We start from the raw sequence: 19,257 nt of genomic DNA, 5'->3' as shown, positions 1-19,257 counted from the left end.
CAAATAACTATTCACTTGATTTGGAGAGGGCGCCGTGCGAAAGCTTAGCTTGGGCTTACTGGCAACTAACGTTTTAGGGCAACTATCAGCTCTACTATGTATCTACACGTCCACAGGACCAACTTGTGAAAATAACGTCGACAATTCATACATCCAGCAAAAAGTGACAGACTTCGAGCACGAATTTAACGACATTGCTAATAAAGTTGCGACAGAGATCAGTACAAATCTTCCCGACGAACTCACACCCCTTGCAAAAAACGAATCCCGCACACCCGACTCAACGGAGGCTGACGCCGTACAGTTTTTGTACGAAAAGCCAGACGAAACACCAGTACTTACGCTGTCCTCTTTACCCGCACAGGCACGCATATGGACAATCATCCTCAGCGGGCTGATTGCCTTTACCGGCCTGCTCTTGGCAATCTTCGCCCGCAAAAGAACCGATGATCCGCAATGGCATGTCTTTGGCACCGTACCAGGCTCGCTAATCACGCTGGAACGCACGTGCTTGACGTGCGGCGGCTACATTTTCCACGCTAAAAAAGCAGCTTCAGCCACGCCTTCATTCGGCCTTTGGGTGATCGAAATTGCATTGAATACGCCCAGCCGCCATCGCGCACTAAAAGCCATTCAGCAACTGGAGTTGCCGGTAGCGCGTAAAGAAAACAACTTTGTCGTCATAGGCCCATATAAACATAAGCAGGACGCGGCTCGAGTCGTGAAAGAGCTGAGTGAAAGTCATGGCGTTCGAGGATGGATGACGGCAGGAAATTGACATAGTCCAATTTAGCGCTGGACCGACCTTGAACAACCAGCTACTTATTGCATGCCACAAGAGAGCATTCATGATCGCAAAAGAACTTAGAGCCGAACTTGCCCTAAAGAAATTCCTGGACGCCAATCTATGGATTCAGCTTGAACTCAGCGAGCTGAATTACAGCCTCGCTGAAAACTGCAGGCTCTCGCCAGAAGAATATCGCCTTAAATTTCTCAAAGAAGCTTTTGAAACAGAAGCGGATGCTCACGACTGCGATTGCTGGGATTTTATCCTGCAGTGGGTAGCTGAAACCAAAGAAGAACTTGAGTTGATGCGCGAAGAACGCATGAAAGAGATCTATGATTCTCTCGACAATTAATAGACTCTACAAGTTTGATCGTCTATAAAAACCGGCAATTTCAAGATGAAAGACTAACTTCATCGGCGGGAGTATTACCCAATACCCCCCGCCCTCCTCTCGGTTCAAGCCGTCGTATAACAATCCACTACGCGCCGATACTGGCTGGGTGAAGCTCCGATGTGCTGACGGAAAAACCGTGTGAAATGACCTTGCTCGGAGAACCCGAGGTTCTCCGACAACAGGCCCAACGTTCCACTGCGCTCACGTTCCAGCCAGGCAAAAGCCCGCCGCATGCGCGCATCGTTAAGCAGCAGGGTAGGCGTCAGGCCGGTATCTTTTTTGAACAGCGCAAAGAAGTGCGCCCGCGACAGACCACAAGCCCGCGCGGCGTTGTCGATCGGGTTCGGATCATCGAGGTGCTCAAGCAACCATGCGGTGCCACGACGCACGCGCGCGTCACGGAACTCAGCTGAGTTCGGCGCACCGAGTAGCGATAAATGCCGCCAGCTGGAAAAGTCCTCGATCAGTTCAATCAGGAAGTCGAACAGCATGAATTCCATGCGCTCCTTCGGCACGATCCCGCAGCCATGGGCTTCGGCGACCAGGATGTCGGCCAAGGTGCGATTACGGCTCTTCAATTCGATGCACGACTGGGCAAAAAAGTCAGGTCGGGCGCTGAGTGCCAGCGACTGCTGAGCAGTGGCCAGCCAAGCGGGCTCGATGTAAAGCGCCAGGATTACGGTGGCACCGGCGCCTGGCTGCGGATCGTAGAAATGCGGCTCCCAGGCGTTGACCAGCACCGCCGTGCGATCGCTGAGTGGAACCCGCCGACCGTTGACGTTGAAATAAGTGTCTTCGCCGGACACCTTGACCAGCACATGGCATTCGGAATGGGTGTGGGTAACCAGCGAACGATCCATATTCAGCAAGGCGACCCGGCCAAACCTGCCGTGGAAAACCCGTTGGGCTATGGACATCAGATTCCTCCGCTCGCTTGAAGCGATGTTGTTATCGGCCACAATGAAGAATAATCGCGGCGCCTATCTGTTTCTAGACCCCGGCGATCTCTCAATGTTGGCTGGCCACTATCGCGCGCGAATGACCGAGCGTCTACCTCGACTTTCGCAGCCCCCACGCTCGTCGGAAAAACCGACTCACAAGGCATGGCGTTCTCTGCCGTGATAAACACGCAGGATATCGGCCACCACTGCCAGAGCGATTTCCGCCGGGGCCTTGCTCCCCAGGTCGAGGCCGATGGGCATGTGCAAACGGGCGATCTGTTCATCCGTCAAACCACCGATGCGCTTGAGTCGTTCGGCGCGCTTGGCCGAGGTTGCCTGAGACCCCATGGCGCCAATGTAAAACGCCGGGGTATGGACCGCTTCCATCAGCGCCAGATCATCGATTCGTGGATCATGAGTCAGCGCCACCACGGCGGTCGCCGCGTGGCAACCTGCGGCGGCAATAAACATTGAAGGCAGCACACGTTGCATCTCCACGCCTTCGAGCTGGACATGCAGCATCTCTTCCCGAGGGTCGCAGGCGATGACTTCGCAGCCGATGGCGCGGGCAAAACTGGCGCAGGCTTCCGCGACCGGCGAGAGCCCTGCCAGAATCAGGCGTAACGCCGGGCCAACACTGATGCGCACTCGCTCATCAATGACTTGCACCCGCTCGCTACCGTGTCCGCTGTCTGGATCCAGGCGCACTGCACCGCTGCTCAACTCGATATGGCGCTGCAGACGGCGCTGACCCAGCAATGCCGCTTGCAGACTCTCCAGATGTACGATCCATTCAACACTGGCAGCGCGGTGCTCGACCAACACGATGAGCACGCCACCACAAGGCAATCGCAAACGATGCCGTTGCTCTACGCTGTCGCCATAACTGACGATCTGTGCCGGTTCACGTAATTCTCCACGCGCCAGGCTTTCAAGAAATTCTTCTTCGACGCAGCCACCGGACAACGAACCGACGTGTTCGCCCGTGCCATTGGTCACCAGCATCGCACCCGGTGCACGCGGCGCCGAACCATAGGTGGAGAGCACTGTGCACAGCCACTGCGCCTGCCCTTCGCGAGCCCATTGCAGTGCCTGTTGGATCACCCGAACATCAAGATGACGCATGATTTCTACACCTCAAGCAAAGCGTGGTGCTGCCTGCAGGGTTACGTTTACGGTAACCTGCGAGCAACCTTGTTTAAACGTTGGTTCAACATGTCGCCACAACCGTTTTTGCACCTTGGGTCGCTGCGCCTGGAATATCGCCACATTCGTGCGGCTGACCCATCGCGACCGACACTTGTACTGCTGCATGAAGGCCTTGGCAGCGCTGACCAATGGAAAGACTTCCCCCGGCGTCTGGCCCAGGTCAGCGGTTGCGGTGTGGTCACTTATAGCCGTCAGGGTTATGGGCAATCGAGCCCGGTGACCCTGCCGCGCCCGCTGAACTACCTGACCAGCGACGGCCCTCGTGAACTGCAGCAATTGCTCGATGCCTTGCAACTGCCGCAAGTGGTCTTGCTCGGTCACAGCGACGGTGCATCCATCGTCCTCGCCTATGCCGCCGCCAACGACCCACGGGTGCTGGGCAGCATTGCATTGGCACCCCACGTAATTGTCGAGGCCGAAAGCCTCGATGGCATTCGCCATACCACTGAAGCCTGGCATCGGGGCCCATTGCGCGAACGCCTGGTACGTCACCATGGGACAAATGTCGATGGCGCCTTTCACGGTTGGAGCGACAGCTGGTTGCACCCGGACTTTTCCCTGGACGATCTTGAAGCGCAGTTGGCTTATATCGAAAAGCCGCTGCTGGTCATTCAGGGTCGTGAAGACCACTACGCCACGCCCGAGCAACTGGTGGTCATCGAACGACAGGTGCCTGGGCCGTGCCGCTGTGTGTTGCTGGATGACTGCCGGCACTTTCCCCAGACCGAAGCGACCGAGCGGACCTTGGAACTGGTCTGCGAATTCCTGGAGCGCCTCCCCGCCTGAATGTACCGAACGTGACTCAACCATCGACCACCTCATCCAGCGTTGCTACGCGCTCCGGCCGTTCACGCCAGCGACGGACGACACCCAGTTCGATATCGAACATATCCAGCACCCTGCCAACGGTGTGATCGATCATGTCTTCCAGACTGGTCGGCTTGGCATAGAACGCTGGCACTGGCGGCGCGATCACTGCACCGAGTTCGGCCAACTCGGTCATGCTGCGCAGGTGATTGCGGTGCAGTGGCGTCTCGCGAACCATCAGCACCAGGCGCCGGCGTTCCTTGAGCACCACGTCGGCGGCGCGAGTCAGCAGTGTTGAAGTCACGCCGCTGGCAATCTCCGACAAGCTGCGTATCGAACACGGCGCGATGATCATGCCCATGGTTTTGAACGAGCCACTGGCGATTGCCGCGCCAATGTCCTGATTGACGTAGCTGACGTCCGCAAGGGTCTTGATCCGGGACCAGGACATCTCGGTTTCATGGGCCAAAGTAATCAGCGCCGATTTGCTGACCACCAGATGGGTTTCAATCGGCGTGTCGCGCAACAGCTCCAACAGACGCACGCCATAGACGGCGCCTGAGGCACCGGAAATTCCTACGATCAGCCGCTGCGGCCGGCTATTACCGGGAGTGCCCATGGTTGCCTTCCTCTATCGGACCTTCTTTGTAGAAATGGATGGTGTCGAGTGCGGTGGTCATGGTTTTGCCGATCATCTCGATGAACAGTATTGCCGCCGGGGTCAATGGTCGACGGGCGTCGTGCACACAGACCATGCGCCGGCTGATTCCTGGCGCGGCCAGCGGATAGGCGCGCAACGCGCCTTCGTGCAATCCGCGATGCAGGATGGTTGCCGGCAGCACGCCGACCCAGTCGCTGCGACGCAAGAAGTCCTCGATGACCGCCAGATCGTCCACCTCCAACTGCGGGGTGACTTCAATGCCCTGGGCAGCAAGGTGCTGGTCAATCACCCTGCGCAACCCGTGACGAGGCGAGGGCAGCACCAGTCTGAATCCCGCCAGACTGGCCAACGGCAAGGGCAACGCTCCGTTGAGGCGATTGGCTGCACCGGTGGCGACCAGTAGCTCCTCATCGAAGATGTCGTGGCCGATCAGGTGCTCATGCTGAAAGCTTTGGTTGATGACCGCGAAATCCAGCACGCCGGTCAGGACCTTCGCGATCAATTCCTGGCTGTAGCCCGAGGTGACGCTCAATTCAACCTGTGGCTGATGCTCGACGAAATGCGCCAGCGTGCTCGCCAACGCGTTGTTGGCGGCAGACGCGATCAGCCCGGCGCTGATGCGTCCACCAATCTGGCCGCTACGGTCGATCAGGGCCTGACGCGCCGCCAGCAGCTGGCCAAGAATCGGCATGAACAAGCGATAAGCCTGATCTGCGGCCTCGGTCGGCGCCATGCCCTTGGAGCTGCGCTCGAACAACGTCTGCCCGAGTTCTTCCTCAAGCCTGGCGATCTGCATCGACAACGCCGGTTGCACGATATTCAAGCGCTGTGCAGCCCGGGTGACGGAGCCCTCTTCATAGAGGCAGGTGAAATACTTCAGATGGCGCAGCTCCATAGTCACCCTCGCGTGCGCGCTCAACCGAGCGTGCCGACGTTCTGATAAATGTGTTTGAGCTCGCTGAAATCCAGCAGCGCATCGACGCCATGCAAGCGCCCCAGGCCGCTCTTGCGGTAGCCACCGGTTTCCGCCTCGGCGAACAATTTGTTGTGCTCATTGAGCCACACCGTGCCGTTGCGCAATGCCCGAGCGACACGCCAGGCGCGCGCACCCTGTTCGGTCCAGACACTCGCAGACAGGCCGAACTCGGTATGGTTGGCCCGCGCAACAGCCTCGGCTTCGTCTTCGAAAGACTCCAGTATCAGCAACGGACCAAAAATTTCTTCCTGACAGAAGAACGCGCTGCTGTCGCGGTGGGCAATCAGCGATGGTGCGAGGAATGCGCCTTTGCTCAGTTCACCCTGCCCACGACCACCGGCCAGCAGCACTTCGTCACAGCTGTCCAGTGCCTCGCTAATGCGTCGCTCGACGTTATCCCTGGATTGCCAGTCGATCAGCGGTCCCATAGTTGTCGCTGGATCGAAGCCATTGCCCAGACGCACCTGCTGCAGAGCGGTGGTCAGCGCGGTTTTCATTTCGGCGAAACGGCTGGCATGCACCAGCACGCGTCGGGCGGCAGTGCATTGCTGGCCAGAGATAATGGTGGCTGCCGCGGCCAGTTTCGGCGCGATGGCGGCAATATTGGCATCTTCAAAGACCAGGCAGCAGGACTTCCCACCCAGTTCCAGAGAGAGCTTTTTCATGCTCGCCGCGCAGGCGCGCATGATGCGCTGGCCGGTAGCGGTCGAGCCCGTGAAACTGAGCACATCCACCCGCGGCGAAGCCACCAGATGCGCTGCCCCGGCATGCCCGCTCTCGGTGAACAGATTGACTGCCCCTGCCGGCAGGCCCGGCAACGCGAACAGCGGTTCGAGCATCGCCGCGTTGAACAGCGCGGTTTGTGGCGCGGGTTTGATCACCACCGTGCAACCCGCCGCGATCGCCGGCGCCAGAGCACGCACCAGCAGCACCGCCGGGGCATTCCACGGAATGATCAGCCCCGCCACTCCGGCGGGTTCGCGCAGCATGCTGGAGAACTCACCGGGTGCCACTTCGAGCATGTGCCCCGGGTTGTGCCGGGCCAGGCCGGCGTAATAAAGAATCTCGGAAATCGCCCCGCCGATCTCTCCTCGGGACTGCGCCAATGCCTTGCCGTTCTCGCGGGTCAGCAAATGCGCGAGTTGTTCCTGACGCGCTGTCAGGCCGGCAGCCCACTCCAGCAATAGCTGCTGACGCAGGCGTGGATTCTGCGCCCACTGCGGGTCGTTGAAGGCACGGGCGCCGGCGGCCACCGCCGCTTCAGCTTCGGCCTCGCCGCCGTCGGCAAAGCGTCCGATCAGCTCACCGTTTGCCGGATCGAGACTGTCGGTCCAACGATCCGTAGCGGTCCATTGTCCATCGATGAAGTGTTGGCTTTGCATGAGTCCTCCTTGAATCAATGGGTCACCGAACCGCCGTCGACCACAATGGTCTGGCCGCTCATGAAATCACTGTCGGTGCTGGACAGAAACAGCAGCGCGCCGATCAGATCCTGCGGCACCGCTTCGCGCTTGATGCAACGGCTGGCAATGTTGTTGCGCACGATATCCCCGGCCCAGGCGGCATTGGCCTGGACGTTGGCGCTCATGGTCAGGCCGGGCGCCAGGCAGTTGCAGCGGATGCCGGCGTCGCCGACTTCCCGCGCTATCGAGCGAGTCAGGGCAATCACCGCGCCCTTCGACGCGACATACGCCGCCATCATCGGCGCGCCTTTGAACGCCGTTGCCGAGGCAATGTTGACGATCTTGCCGTAGCCCTGACGGCGCATCACCGGCATGACCGCCTTCGCGCACTCGAAAGAACCGCGCACGTTGACCGCCATGATCCGGTCCCATTCCGCCGAGCTGGTCTGCTCGAACGGTTTGAGTTCCAGGGTGGCAAACAACGCCGCGTTGTTGATCAGTACGTGCACACCGCTGAACTGCGCCACGGCTTCCTCGACCATGGCTTGAACCGCGGCACCGTCGGTCACGTCGCAAGCGATTGCCAGGGCCGTACCGCCCTTGTTGCGGATCGCGGCAGCGGTGTCATCAGGCGCCTTCAAATCGCAAAGCACCACCTTCGCGCCCTCGACCGCCAGGGCCTGGGCATACGTGGCACCGATGCCTTGCGCGGCACCGGTAATGATCGCGACTTTTCCCTTCAGTCTGCTCATTGCGTTTTCCTTTACTTGAAGTTGCCTTGGGTTTCCGGAATCACCACGCTGCCGATCAGGTAGATCACCGACAGGCCGGCGGCGAAAATCGCCAGCACCATCGGGATCTGCGCGGGACTGCTACTGAACAGGGACACAAAGGTCGGCATGGTTCCACCGAGGGCGAAACCGATGTTCCAGGACAATCCTGTGCCGCTGGCGCGCAGCTCGGTGCTGAAGCGTTCGTTGAGGAAGATCAGGATCGGCGCGATGATCGCCCCGCCCATGAAGGCGATGCCCACGCAATACAGCGCAGTGCGCGCCAGCGAACCCGGCTCGGCGACACCGAGGAACATCATCGGCAAGCTCACCAGGTTAATCACACCCAGTAGCATGAAGGTCTTCTTGCGACCGATCAGGTCACTCAGGAAACCGAAGGCCAGTGCTCCGACAATGGTTGCCACCGACCCGTACATGAGCATCTGCGAAGTTTCCGTATGGGGCACTTTGGCGACCACGTTGAGCAAGGTCGGCAGATAACCGCAGGCCAGGTAATACGTTGCTCCGCCGCCGAATGTAATCAGCAGATTGACCAGCATCACGCTGCGGTACTCGCGACCAAACAGACGCTTGAGCGGCGACACGACCACTACCGCCGGCCCCTTGGTCTTGCGGGCTTGTTACAGTTGCTGCCAGACCGGGGTTTCTTCCAGATAGCGGAACATCACCAGCCCGAAAAACGTGCTGAGCAGCCCGCAGAAGAACATGAAGCGCCAGCCCCAGACGTCAAATTCATCCCCAGGGAAAATTTCCGACAACACCAGGTAAGTGAACGACGCCAACAGCGCGCCCATGCCGGCACCGGCACCACCGATCAACCCGGACATCAGGCCGCGATAGCGCGGGGAGATGGATTCGGTGCCGATGGTGTGAGTGGAGGCCACGATGCCGCCAACGAAAATGCCCTGAATCACCCGCAATAGCAGAAACAGTATCGGCGCCAATATGCCGGCCTGATGAATGGTCGGCAGCGCGCCAAACAGTGCCGTGGAAATACCGACGCCGACCATCGACACCATCAACGCTCGCTTGCGGCCGTGCTTGTCGGCATACGCGCCGAAGATTGCCGAACCCAGGGGGCGCACCAGCAGGGCCACGGCGAATGAGGCGTATACCGCGGCCAGCGACAGAGTCGGGGTGTCCGAGGGGAAAAACATGCGGCCGATGATCGGCGCCACGTAGAGCAGAATGAACAGGTCAAACAAATCCAGCGCCCAGCCAAATGTCGAGGCAAATGCCGCGAGCAAGGCCTTGCCAGGTGGAATCTGCGGTATATCGATAGCGGCGCTGGTTGGCGATGCAGTTGTTGTTGTTGTTGTTGTCGTGGTCATGGTTGCCTCACGCAAGACGTGTCTTGAGTTGGTTGGAACTATCGGAAACAGGCCGTCGAACTCCAGCGGCCACCGGGTTCAATCGTGCATCTGGAGCACGCGCTGCCAGTCCTGCGGGGCCGCGTGCGCCAACTTGTCGAGTTCGACTTCCTGTTGGCCTGGCACCTGGATTCGTTTGAAGCGCATGGTCGGTGCCGACAGCGGCACCGTGGCGTCGTAGCCCATCTTCGAGCCAACACCGTCACGGGTGGACGGGTCGAGCTTCGAGCCCTGGGATTCGTGGATCAGCACCAGGTCGCGATCGGCCTGGAAGCGGGTGGCAATCGCCCACTCGACTTCGGTGGGGTCATGAATGTCCACATCCAGATCCACCACGGTGACATGCTTGATGTCGTAGTGACCGCCCAGCGCGCCTAGGATGACGTTCTTGCCCTCACCCTCGGAGCGTTTGTCGATCTGCACATAAAGGTGATAACGACACACTCCGCCCTTGCTCAGATGCACGTCACGCACGCACGGAAAGCTGCGGCGCAAGTGCGCGAGCATGGTCGCTTCGCGCGGGATGCCGCCGAGCAGCAAGTGCTCCAGGCCGCCGCCGACGATGGTGTGAAAAATCGGGTTGTGACGATGGGTCACGGCGTCGACTTCGATCACATGGCGTTCGGCGCGCTCGCCGTAGTACTGCGGAAACTCGCCAAACGGCCCTTCCATCTCCCGCGCCTTGGCCAGCAACCGGCCTTCGATGACGATCTCGGCATCGGCAGGCACGCGAATCTGGTTGGTGACACAGCGCGTCACCGCCAGCGGACGGCCATGCAGCGCACCGGCAATTTCCAGTTCGTCGTGATCGATCGGCACGATGGCCTGGGACGCCAGCAAGGTCAGCGGATCAGCGCCAATGACCACCGCCACGTCCAGATCCTCTCCCAGCGCCTCGACTTCCTGAAAGAAGGCCAGCGCATGGCGTGGCAACAGCAGTGCGCCCAGGCGATTTGGGCTGCTCACTTGCAAGCGGTGAATCGAAACGTTCTGTACCCCGGTGCGCGGGTTTCGGGTAATCAGCAGGCCAGCGGTGATGTAAGGGCCGCTGTCGTGCTCGTTGTGGGTGGGAATTGGCAGCAGTTTGTTCAGGTCGATCTCGCGATGCACCACTTGCTGACAAGCTGCATCGCTGACTTCGCGCCACGGCAGCGGATTGAGGCTGGCGGCTTGGAAACGCGCCAACACTTCAGCGGACTCCACGCCCATGGCTTCGGCCATCCACTGCCGGTCGGACAGCAGGCCGGACACCACCGCAATCGAGTGGCCGCCAGGCTGGGGAAACAGTGAAGCGCTCTTGCCGTCCAGGCGATTGGCAATCGCTGCAACGCCGAAACGCAGGTCCACGCCGGGGCGTATCATTGCCAAGCGCTGCTGGCGCTGCAAATGGTCGAGCCAACCACGCAGGCTGGCGCCTGCTGGCAGGTCCCCGGCCATGTCGGCTTCGGGGGTGGAAAGAGTCACAGGCTGCATGGCCTTACCTCGTCATTATTGTTCTGGTGGCATGCCCGGTCACCCGACGGCACGCCCGTTGAAATCGCTGGGCTTCAGCTTCCGGTTGCGGTCGCACCAATGGGTTTGGCGCTGTCGGTTCGCTCGGGCTTGCCACCCCGCAGCAAGTGGCTCAGGGTCATGATCACGAGTGGCGTGGCCAGTGCGATGTAGGCGTTGTCGATGCCGTAGGGATTGCCCATCAGGAACCAGCCGATGGTGATGGTCAGTGACGCGATGATGCTGATGAACGCACCCCGCCGCGTGCCGAATGTCGGCGCGTAAAACACCATCAGCACCAGTACCGCGAGTGAGGCACGCAAGGCCTTGGCGAGGAAGGTCACCACCAGAACGTCGGAGGCGTACAGCGCCAGTGTGATGGGCAGCAGGCCGGCGACGATGGTCGCGGTCCGGGCAAAGTTGAGGTTCTTGCGATCATCACGTTGTGGGTTGAAGAACGGCTGATAGAAGTCCTTGAGCAACAATGTGGCGATGCCCATGGTTAGCGCGGCCATGGTGCCGAACAGCGCCCCGGCCAGTCCGGCGACGACGATCCCGGCCATCCATTCCTGCATGTGCCCGAGGATTTGCGGAAAGGCCTGCAACGTGGGAATCTGTGGAAACAACACCGCGCTGCACATCCCCACCATTGCCGCGATCAGGCCGTAGGGAATCAACATCAATGCACAGTAGAAACTCGCGTGTTGGGCCTTGCGCCCGTCGCTGACGGTATTCACCGCCTGCACCACGTACTGGGTGGCGAACGTCGCACCGATGCCGGCCACCAGCCAGGCGAAAATCTTCGGCCAACCGACGTTGCCGACTTCGAACATCGGCGCTGGCAGTCGCGCCACCAACTCGCCCATGCCGCCCACTTTGCTCAAGGCAAAACCCAGGGCGAGGATGATCCCGGCGTACATCATCAACGCATGCAAGACGTTGGTATAGATCACCGAGCGCATGCCGCCGATGCCGACATACAGCACCGAGACAATACCGACGATGATGATCGCCGACGTCCGCTCGATGCTCAGCAAGGTCGCGAGCACTGCCCCACCGCTGGCGTAGATCGAGACCGCGACGATCGACAGTGCGCAGATCATGATCACCGATGTGGCAAAACGTACCGGCTCGCCGTAAGTGCGGGCCAGCGCCCCGGAAATGGTGTTCTCGCCGAGCTCCTTGTACTTCTTCGCCAACAACATGGAGAAGATCACGAACCCGACGCCCAGGGCGGCTATGTTCCAGGCGGCGGAAATGCCATAGGTGTAACCCGCCTGGGCCGTACCAATGCTCGCGGTAGTGCCGATGAACTCGGACATCATCAGAAAACCGATCAGCACCGCCGGGAAGTCCTTGCCTCCTGTCGTGAAGTTTTTCGCACTTTGTGTAGAGCGTCGAACCCAGAAACTGATCAACGCCAAGACCACCATGTAGACGGCCACGATGGTTAAAACCAGCCAGCTAGAAGCCATAAGTGGAACTCCGATTCTTATATTTATTGGACGGATTTCGGTGCAGCCGATCTCACCCTAAGAGCCTCGCGACAGGTTTTCCATTAACGAATATTGATGTGCCCTATCAGTTTCAGTGAAGGGGGGGCAGGCCCTGCTCCGTAGAGACGCACGCCGTAGCCGACATGCTCCCGGGCCTGCTCGCCGGTACACATTTACTCGCCGGTGAACACTGCCGGACGCTTGCTGTGAAAGGCTTCGACGCCTTCCTTGAAGTCCTTGGAGCTACGCAGACGGCTGTAGCAGTGACCTTCCATTTCGATCGCGACGGTCAGCGGCGCATCTTCGTTGTCGTTGATCAGTTTTTTTGCCGTGCGCTGAGCCAGCGGCGAGAAGCGACGCAGCTCATCGACCAAGGCATCGACGGTGCTTTCCAGTTCGGTGTCCGGCACGACCTCGGTCGCGATACCCCAGGCATAGGCCTGGTCGCCCGTGATGCGTTTGGCGCGCATCACCATCTGCTTGGTGCGGGTGATGCCAATGATTTTCTGCAGGCGTGCGGAGCCACCCGAGCCCGGGATCTGCCCCAGGTTCTGCTCAGGCAAGGCGTAGCGCGTGGTTTGCGACGCAATGCGGAAATCGCAGGCCAGGGACAGTTCGAAACCGACACCGAAGGTGTAACCGCGGTTGGCAACGATCACCGGTTTTTCGCAACGTGCCGGTGCCGCGACGTTCCAGGCCAGCTTGGAAACGTGCTCTGGCGACGCTTCGAGAAAACCCTTAATGTCGCCGCCGCTGGAGAAGTGTTCACCCACCGAGCGCAGCACGATGACGCGCACCTCTTTGTGTGCATCGAGGGCTTCGAAGACCAGGCGCAGTTCATCACGCTGCCCCATGGAAATGACGTTCAACGGCGCCCGGTTGAGGATGATGTCGGCGCGCTCACGGGACACATCGACTTCTACCTGGAAGCCATCGAATTGAGTCTCGAGAAATTGCTGGATCGATTGTTGTTGCATGGGAGTGTCCTCTGGATGATTAGCTGATGGCCTTCAAGGCCTGTTCCTGGAATGGGGCCAGCAGCACGCGCCGCAGCACCTTGCCAACGGGAGATTTTGGAATCTGGTCGATGAACTGGTAACGCCGTGGCCGCTTGAATTTGGCCAGGCCCGAAGCAATGCAATGGGCATCGAGGTCGCATTCCGAGACTTCGGCGCGCAGTTTGATGAACGCGGCAATGATCTTGCCCCACTGCTCGTCGGGCAGGCCGACCACTACCACTTCTTCCACTGCCGGGTGCAGGGAGAGCATGTTTTCGATTTCCGCCGGGCTGACGTTTTCGCCGCCGGTGATGATCAAGTCATCGACCCGACCCGTAACGAACAGATCGCCCTCCAGATCGAAGTAGCCGATGTCACCGGTGAAATACCATCCGTCACGCAACGCCTTGGCGGTCGCTTCGGGGCGGTTGAGGTAGCCTTCGAACGCCTCGTCACTCGCCAGGTCGGCGATGATCTGGCCCTCCTCCAACGGATTGGCCTGCACGTCTGCCGTTTCTGCATCGAGCGGCACCACGCGCACTCGCTGGTTCATTGCACTACGCCCTGACGAACCGGGTTTGCGGCTGGCTTGCTGGTCGATGGTGAAGGTGTAGATTTCCGAGCTGCCGTAATGATTGACGAACAATTGCGGCTGGAACGCCGCCTCGACGCGACGCATCAAGCCGTCGCTCATCGGCGCACCGGCAAAGCCGATTTTCTCCACACTGGCGACTCGCTCGCGGGCGAAGGCCGGGTGTTCGATGAGCATGTGGTAGAGCGTCGGCACCAGGTACAGGTTGCTGACTTTTTCCCGCTCGATGGCCTGCAGCGTGGCTTCGACGTCGAACTTCGGCACACAGACAAAATGTCCGTCGATCAGCGCCATGGACAACAGCGAACGCACGCCCATCGTGTGATAAAGCGGCATGACTCCCAGCGTGCACTCGCTCTGGCGGTAAAGGTTTTGCGCTACGTGGGCAACCGCCGCGGCGCGTTCACTACGGTGGCGACGGGGCACGCCCTTGGGCTTGCTGGTGGTGCCGGAGGTGTACAGCAGCAGTGAAAAGTCTTCGGCGTTGGCCTGCAGAATGATTGCCGCAGGCGCTTGCGAACACAGTTCCTCGAAACTCAGGTCGGAGTCGGCGGCACGCAGACCGGCGGCGATCCGTGGCAGCCCTGTGGCGGCACAGCAGCCGGCTACGGCGGCCACGGTCGCGTCGTCGTAGGCCAACGCGCGGATTTGCGCATCTTCGATGCAGTAGCCCAGCTCATCGGCAGTCGAACGCCAGTTCAACGGGGTCATGACGACGCCCGCAAACTGACAGGCCCAATGCAGGGTCGCCATTTGCCAGCGGTTCTGCATCGCTACCAGCAGTCGGTCGCCGCGTTGCAGCCCCAGGCGTTGCAGGCCCCTGGCTGCGCTCTGGATATCGACGAACCAGTCTTCATAGGTTTTCTTCAATGCACCGTCACTGACCGCCACGGCGTGCGGTCGGCGTTCAACGGCTGCGAGGAAGCTGCGTCCGAGATCGAACATTTTTGTTATACCCCTTTGTTCGTTTGGCGCTGGGCGGCGACTTCGAGCACGGCCTGGACGATGCCGGTGTAGCCCGTGCAGCGACATAGATGCCCCGAAAGCATGTCGCGTACCTGGGTCTCGTCCGGGTTGGGTACCCGTTCGAGGAAATCCACGCAGGACATGAGAATGCCCGCAGTGCAAAAGCCGCACTGCAAGGCGTGATGACGGCGAAAAGCTTGTTGCAGGTCGCTCAGTGTGTCGTCGTCGGCCAGGGACTCGACGGTCTCGATACGCCGCTCGTGCCCCTGTACCGCGAGCATCAGGCAGGAACGCATGGCGACTCCGTCCACCAGCACCGTGCAGGCACCGCAGACACCGTGTTCGCATCCAACATGGACACCCGTGGCACCGAGGTCGTGGCGCAGGAAATCGCAGAGTTGGGTGCGCGGTTCAGCCAACGCTTGGCGGGAGCGGCCGTTGAGTTCCAGGCGAATCGGAAAGGTTTGGTCGGCAGTTACACGCATGTCAGGCTCCTTCGATCAGCTGATGACCCAGCTCGCGAATCAGTTGGCGGCGAAAGGCAGCACTGGCCTGCACGTCGTCTTGTGCATCGAGCGACCAGGCGGTTTGATTGAGCGCGTCGGGCAGCGCCGCACCACGTGGCAGACTGCGACGTTGCGGACGGTCGGCGACCCCGCCGATGCCGAGTTCGACCTGGTCCGTGCCGATGGCCGCGGCCAGGGAAACAATGGCGAAGTCACCGTGGCGCATGGCGATTTCACGGAAGCGATAGGTGATGCCTTCGCGCTTGAGCGGAAAGCGCACCTCGACGACCAGTTCATCCGCACGCTTGTCGGTGGTGAGAATGCCCTGGAAGAAGTCGGCAGCCTTGACGATGCGCTTGCCTTTTTTCGACTCCAGGACGATTTCGCCGCCCAGCGTCACCAGGCACAGTGGCAACTCGGCGCTGGGGTCGGCATGAGCCACCGAGCCACAGACGGTGCCGCGGTTACGCGTCTGGAAGTGACCGATCCAGGGCATGGCCAGCGCCAATAAAGGCACCTCGTCCATCAGGCTCGAACGCGCCAGCAACTGCGCCTGTCGCACCCCGGCACCGACAGCCAGGCAATCGTTGCGCAGCTCGATATAGGCCAGCTCATCCACATGATTGATATCGATCAGCAATTTGGGTTGAGCCAGGCGCATGTTCAGCACCGCCATCAGCGATTGGCCACCGGCGATGATGCGAGCTTCCTGGCCGTACTCGGCGAGCAACTCAACCACCTGACGACGGGTGTCAGCCCGAACGTAATCGAAAGCCGCCGGTTTCATTGCGCACCTCCCTTGCCAAACAGCGCGCCGAGCGAGGCACGCAGCCGCGCCCACCAGCCGGTGGAGATGGCTTGGCCGCTGACCCGTTGCGACAGGCGAGTAAATATTTGTCCGATGATCACTTTCGAGGCCCCTTGCAACATTCGACCGCCGACTGCGGCGACTTTGCCGCTGACCGCCACCTGGTATTGGTACTCCAGACGTGTGTGGCCATTTTCCAGTTCAACGAAACGCACCTGGGCCTGGCCTTGGGCCGATCCCATGGAGCTGCTGCCGGATCCCGACAGACGCAACGAATGCGGCGGGTCCAGATCACTCAGGGCCACCTTGGCCTCGAAGCGCGCGCGGATCATGCCGACGCCGACGGTGACGTCTGCGCGGTAACGGTTTTCGCCTTCGAGCACGAGGTCGTGGCAACCGGGAATGATCGCCGCCAGCGTCTGCGGGTCGAGCAAGGTATCGAACACCTGTTGCGGCGAGGCAGGAATCACCACCGAGTCGTTGGCCCGCAGTGCCGGTCCACCGGCGGCTGCGTCGAGGTTGTCATCGGCTTCCATACCGGCGGGCCGTGGCGGTTCGTCGATGCCAATGAGCGTGCGTACTTTCGAGGGCGTCAGTGGCAGACGGATGTCCGAGCGACCGAGGGCGTCGGCCACCGCGTTGGCGATGCACACCGGCGTGCTCATATTGTTGCCCTCGCCCACACCCTTGGCGCCCAACGGGGTGAATGGCGATGGCGTTTCCATGTGCAGGATCACCGGTTCGATCACTTCCGGTGCGGTCGGCACCAGGTAATCGGCGAAGGTCCCGGAGAGGAAGCTGCCGTCCTCGCCATAGGCGAACTCTTCCATCAGCGCCGCGCCGAGGCCCTGGGTGAAGCCACCACGAATCTGGCCATCGACCAGTGCCGGGTTGAGCAGGCGGCCGGCGTCATGGCAGGTGACGTAGCGATCGATGTGGATCTCACCGGTCATGCGGTCGATTTCCAGGCCACAGATGTCAAAGACAAAGCCGTAGCACAGTGAGCTATTGACCTGATCCTGGTCGTCCGGCGCCACCAGTTGCGGCGGGCTCCAGAAGGCGGTTTCGCGCAGGCCGCCGCTTTCACCTTCCGGCAGCAGGCCCGGCGACCAGTGGGTCGCACCGGCAATCCGATGGAATGGCGCCACCGCCCCGCCATTGACCACAAAAATCTTGCCGCCGGCGAAACGAATATCTTCGGGACTGGCCTGCAACTGCTCGGCGGCAATTGCGGCGAGGCGATCGCGGATCTTCAGCGCGGCCTTGTAGACGGCACCGGCCACAGCGCCGGCGAAGCGGCTGGAATAGTTGCCCGAGGCAATCGACCAGGCGTCCTTCTGGGTATCCAGTTCGACGTTGACCACGATGGATTCCAGCGCCACCCCAAGCACTTCGGCGACGACCTGAGCGACGGTGGTTTGATGGCCCTGCCCTTGCGGCGCCGAGGATACGTGCACACTGACGTCACCCAATGGGCCGACGTTGATGGTGGCGGTGGCGACAGCGCCGTTTTTCGGACCGGCCTTGCGCCGCTCTTCGGGTGTCATCGCGGTGGTGATGTAGCCCATGTTGGAAATCGAGGGTTCGATGACGGCGGCATAACCGATGCCATAGATTCGGCCTTCGGCACGCGCCTGATCACGACGCTTGAGCAACTCGTCGAGACCGCCCTCATCAGCCGCCAAGGCGATGCCTGCCTGGTAATTGCCGGAATCGAGCAGCGCGCCGGCGGCCGCCTGATAAGGAAAAGCATCGGCCGGCACCAGGTTGCGGCGGATCACCTCCAACGGATCAAGCTTCAACTGCACGGCGATGTGTTGCAGCAGCCGCTCCAGGGCGAAATACACCTGCGGTCCACCAAAACCACGGTTCAGGCCGGAAGGGGTTTTGTTGGTCAGCACCACGCGGTTGCGAACTTGCACATTGCGGATCGCGTAGGCCCCCGTCAGGTTGCCGTGCATGCGGTAGAACGTTGCCGGTTCGGGCGCTCTCAGGTAGGCACCGCAATCGTCGATCTGGTCATAACGCAACGCGGTGATACGGCCATCGGCTTCTACCGCCGCTTCAATCTCGGTCACCCGATTGGTCGCCGAAGAAGCCCCTTGAAGATGTTCCAGACGGTCCTCGACCCACTTCACCGGTGCGCCGACTTTGCGTGACGCCAGGCCCATCATCACGACGTAAGGGAACACGCCTTGCTTGATGCCAAAGCTACCGCCGGAATCTTTCGGTGTGCGCAAACGCAAGCGGTTGCCAGGCACATTCAGTGCCCGGGCCATGACCGTGTGCAACGCATAGGGGCCCTGGAAATTGGCCAACACGTCATAGATGCCAGTGGCGCGCTCGTACTGAGCCAGCACCACATAGCATTCAATGGGTGTGCAGGAACTGCGCGGAAACTTCACTTTGAGCGAGACCTTGTGCGGCGCCTGCTCGAACGCCTGTTCCGGCTCGCCATAGCGAAAGTGCCGTTCGTTGACCACGTTGCTGCCGACCGCTTCGTGCAGGATCGGCGCCTGTTCGGCGGTGGCCAGTTCAGGATCTATGATCGGCGACAGCCGCTCGTATTCAACGCGCACACCTTCGATGGCGTCCTCCGCCAGATAGCGGCTCTCAGCGATCACCACGGCCACCGGCTCTCCGACATAACGCACCTTGTCGACGGCGACGCACCAGTGCTCCATCGGCTGACGTACACCCACCGGAAACGGCAGCGCCCAGCGTTTGACGTCTTCGCCGACCAGTACGCCGTGCACGCCTTTCATCAGCAGCGCTTTGGAAAAGTCCACCGAGATGATCCGGGCATGAGCGTGGGGTGAACGGATGATCGCCGCATGTAGCGTTCCCGGAGGGATCGCAGCGTCATCGGCATAGCAGCCGAGGCCGCGCAACAATGCGGCGTCCTCGACACGGGCCTGACGGGCGCCGATGTGGCCGGTCTGGCTTTCGGTAGCAGGTTGGGAACTGGTCATTTTTTCGCGGCTCTTGTTGTTATACAGCGCGATAGCGTTAGAGCCGAGTGTGTGAGAAAGGCGCAGGGAGCGCCTTGCCTGGAGAAAGG

At 60.6% G+C, this 19,257-nt stretch carries 16 protein-coding genes and 1 pseudogene; 3 read left to right on the top strand and 14 right to left on the bottom strand.

Features of this window, described 5'->3' with window-relative positions; genetic code table 11:
• Positions 1–34 precede the first annotated feature (34 nt).
• A complete protein-coding gene (locus DMX12_RS01525) occupies positions 35–778 on the top strand; it encodes an SPOR domain-containing protein (protein WP_110675876.1) in 744 nt (247 codons plus the stop codon).
• A 70-nt stretch (positions 779–848) separates the two neighbouring features.
• Positions 849–1,139, top strand: coding sequence for a DUF6388 family protein (locus DMX12_RS01520; protein ID WP_110675874.1), 291 nt, complete (start codon positions 849–851; stop codon positions 1,137–1,139).
• A gap of 104 nt (positions 1,140–1,243) precedes the next feature.
• On the opposite strand, the gene DMX12_RS01515 is transcribed toward DMX12_RS01520, so the two are convergent.
• Together DMX12_RS01515 and DMX12_RS01510 are read right to left on the bottom strand one after the other, a co-directional pair.
• Entirely contained in the window at positions 1,244–2,098 is an 855-nt protein-coding gene (locus DMX12_RS01515; RefSeq protein WP_110675872.1) for an AraC family transcriptional regulator, read from the bottom strand.
• A 177-nt stretch (positions 2,099–2,275) separates the two neighbouring features.
• A complete protein-coding gene (locus DMX12_RS01510) occupies positions 2,276–3,247 on the bottom strand; it encodes an XdhC family protein (protein ID WP_110675870.1) in 972 nt (323 codons plus the stop codon).
• Between the two features lie 90 nt (positions 3,248–3,337).
• Between DMX12_RS01510 and DMX12_RS01505 the strand changes: the two genes are divergently transcribed.
• The gene (locus DMX12_RS01505) at positions 3,338–4,117 is read left to right on the top strand and encodes an alpha/beta fold hydrolase (protein WP_110675867.1); all 780 of its coding nucleotides are present in this window, start codon (positions 3,338–3,340) and stop codon (positions 4,115–4,117) included.
• A gap of 16 nt (positions 4,118–4,133) precedes the next feature.
• Here DMX12_RS01505 and DMX12_RS01500 read toward each other — a convergent pair whose 3' ends face one another.
• The 12 genes and pseudogenes from DMX12_RS01500 to DMX12_RS01445 form a co-directional block, all read right to left on the bottom strand.
• Positions 4,134–4,757, bottom strand: a complete 624-nt coding sequence (locus DMX12_RS01500; RefSeq protein ID WP_110675865.1) for a UbiX family flavin prenyltransferase — start codon at positions 4,755–4,757, stop codon at positions 4,134–4,136.
• A complete protein-coding gene (locus DMX12_RS01495; RefSeq protein WP_110675863.1) occupies positions 4,741–5,694 on the bottom strand; it encodes a LysR family transcriptional regulator in 954 nt (317 codons plus the stop codon). Before DMX12_RS01495 ends, DMX12_RS01500 begins: the two co-directional genes overlap by 17 nt.
• 20 nt (positions 5,695–5,714) lie before the next feature.
• Positions 5,715–7,157 carry an aldehyde dehydrogenase family protein gene (locus DMX12_RS01490; protein WP_110675862.1) on the bottom strand — a complete coding sequence of 481 codons (1,443 nt, stop codon included), beginning with the start codon at positions 7,155–7,157 and terminating at the stop codon, positions 5,715–5,717.
• A gap of 14 nt (positions 7,158–7,171) precedes the next feature.
• The gene (locus DMX12_RS01485; protein ID WP_110675860.1) at positions 7,172–7,930 is read right to left on the bottom strand and encodes an SDR family NAD(P)-dependent oxidoreductase; all 759 of its coding nucleotides are present in this window, start codon (positions 7,928–7,930) and stop codon (positions 7,172–7,174) included.
• A gap of 11 nt (positions 7,931–7,941) precedes the next feature.
• A pseudogene (locus DMX12_RS01480) lies at positions 7,942–9,300 on the bottom strand (MFS transporter).
• 78 nt (positions 9,301–9,378) lie between these two features.
• Entirely contained in the window at positions 9,379–10,812 is a 1,434-nt protein-coding gene (locus DMX12_RS01475; RefSeq protein WP_110675858.1) for a UbiD family decarboxylase, read from the bottom strand.
• A gap of 74 nt (positions 10,813–10,886) precedes the next feature.
• Positions 10,887–12,305 carry a sodium:solute symporter family protein gene (locus DMX12_RS01470; RefSeq protein WP_110675856.1) on the bottom strand — a complete coding sequence of 473 codons (1,419 nt, stop codon included), beginning with the start codon at positions 12,303–12,305 and terminating at the stop codon, positions 10,887–10,889.
• A 194-nt stretch (positions 12,306–12,499) separates the two neighbouring features.
• Positions 12,500–13,303 (bottom strand): enoyl-CoA hydratase/isomerase family protein, encoded by an 804-nt coding sequence (locus DMX12_RS01465; protein WP_110675854.1) that lies wholly within the window; start codon positions 13,301–13,303, stop codon positions 12,500–12,502.
• Positions 13,304–13,322: 19 nt separating this feature from the next.
• Positions 13,323–14,861 (bottom strand): AMP-binding protein, encoded by a 1,539-nt coding sequence (locus DMX12_RS01460; RefSeq protein WP_110675853.1) that lies wholly within the window; start codon positions 14,859–14,861, stop codon positions 13,323–13,325.
• 5 nt (positions 14,862–14,866) lie between these two features.
• The gene (locus tag DMX12_RS01455) at positions 14,867–15,367 is read right to left on the bottom strand and encodes a (2Fe-2S)-binding protein (RefSeq protein WP_110675851.1); all 501 of its coding nucleotides are present in this window, start codon (positions 15,365–15,367) and stop codon (positions 14,867–14,869) included.
• Between the two features lies 1 nt (position 15,368).
• On the bottom strand, positions 15,369–16,175 hold the full coding sequence (locus DMX12_RS01450; RefSeq protein WP_110675849.1) for a xanthine dehydrogenase family protein subunit M: 807 nt from the start codon (positions 16,173–16,175) through the stop codon (positions 15,369–15,371).
• Positions 16,172–19,168 carry a molybdopterin cofactor-binding domain-containing protein gene (locus DMX12_RS01445; protein ID WP_110675847.1) on the bottom strand — a complete coding sequence of 999 codons (2,997 nt, stop codon included), beginning with the start codon at positions 19,166–19,168 and terminating at the stop codon, positions 16,172–16,174. Before DMX12_RS01445 ends, DMX12_RS01450 begins: the two co-directional genes overlap by 4 nt.
• Positions 19,169–19,257: the final 89 nt, after the last annotated feature.

The sequence above is a fragment of the Pseudomonas sp. MB-090624 genome (assembly GCF_003205245.1).
In the GTDB taxonomy this organism is placed as follows: Bacteria; Pseudomonadota; Gammaproteobacteria; order Pseudomonadales; family Pseudomonadaceae; genus Aquipseudomonas; species Aquipseudomonas juntendi.
The sequence above is the reverse complement of the archived record's forward strand: the minus strand, read 5'-3'. Positions and strand labels throughout refer to the sequence as shown.

Coding starts and splice junctions, on each gene's coding strand:
- DMX12_RS01520 (WP_110675874.1), top strand. CDS start 849: ATGATCGCAAAAGAACTTAGAGCCGAACTTGCCCTAAAGAAATTCCTG.
- DMX12_RS01455 (WP_110675851.1), bottom strand. CDS start 15,367: ATGCGTGTAACTGCCGACCAAACCTTTCCGATTCGCCTGGAACTCAAC.
- DMX12_RS01510 (WP_110675870.1), bottom strand. CDS start 3,247: ATGCGTCATCTTGATGTTCGGGTGATCCAACAGGCACTGCAATGGGCT.
- DMX12_RS01470 (WP_110675856.1), bottom strand. CDS start 12,305: ATGGCTTCTAGCTGGCTGGTTTTAACCATCGTGGCCGTCTACATGGTG.
- DMX12_RS01445 (WP_110675847.1), bottom strand. CDS start 19,168: ATGACCAGTTCCCAACCTGCTACCGAAAGCCAGACCGGCCACATCGGC.
- DMX12_RS01490 (WP_110675862.1), bottom strand. CDS start 7,157: ATGCAAAGCCAACACTTCATCGATGGACAATGGACCGCTACGGATCGT.
- DMX12_RS01450 (WP_110675849.1), bottom strand. CDS start 16,175: ATGAAACCGGCGGCTTTCGATTACGTTCGGGCTGACACCCGTCGTCAG.
- DMX12_RS01495 (WP_110675863.1), bottom strand. CDS start 5,694: ATGGAGCTGCGCCATCTGAAGTATTTCACCTGCCTCTATGAAGAGGGC.
- DMX12_RS01505 (WP_110675867.1), top strand. CDS start 3,338: ATGTCGCCACAACCGTTTTTGCACCTTGGGTCGCTGCGCCTGGAATAT.
- DMX12_RS01515 (WP_110675872.1), bottom strand. CDS start 2,098: ATGTCCATAGCCCAACGGGTTTTCCACGGCAGGTTTGGCCGGGTCGCC.
- DMX12_RS01500 (WP_110675865.1), bottom strand. CDS start 4,757: ATGGGCACTCCCGGTAATAGCCGGCCGCAGCGGCTGATCGTAGGAATT.
- DMX12_RS01475 (WP_110675858.1), bottom strand. CDS start 10,812: ATGCAGCCTGTGACTCTTTCCACCCCCGAAGCCGACATGGCCGGGGAC.
- DMX12_RS01465 (WP_110675854.1), bottom strand. CDS start 13,303: ATGCAACAACAATCGATCCAGCAATTTCTCGAGACTCAATTCGATGGC.
- DMX12_RS01460 (WP_110675853.1), bottom strand. CDS start 14,861: ATGTTCGATCTCGGACGCAGCTTCCTCGCAGCCGTTGAACGCCGACCG.
- DMX12_RS01485 (WP_110675860.1), bottom strand. CDS start 7,930: ATGAGCAGACTGAAGGGAAAAGTCGCGATCATTACCGGTGCCGCGCAA.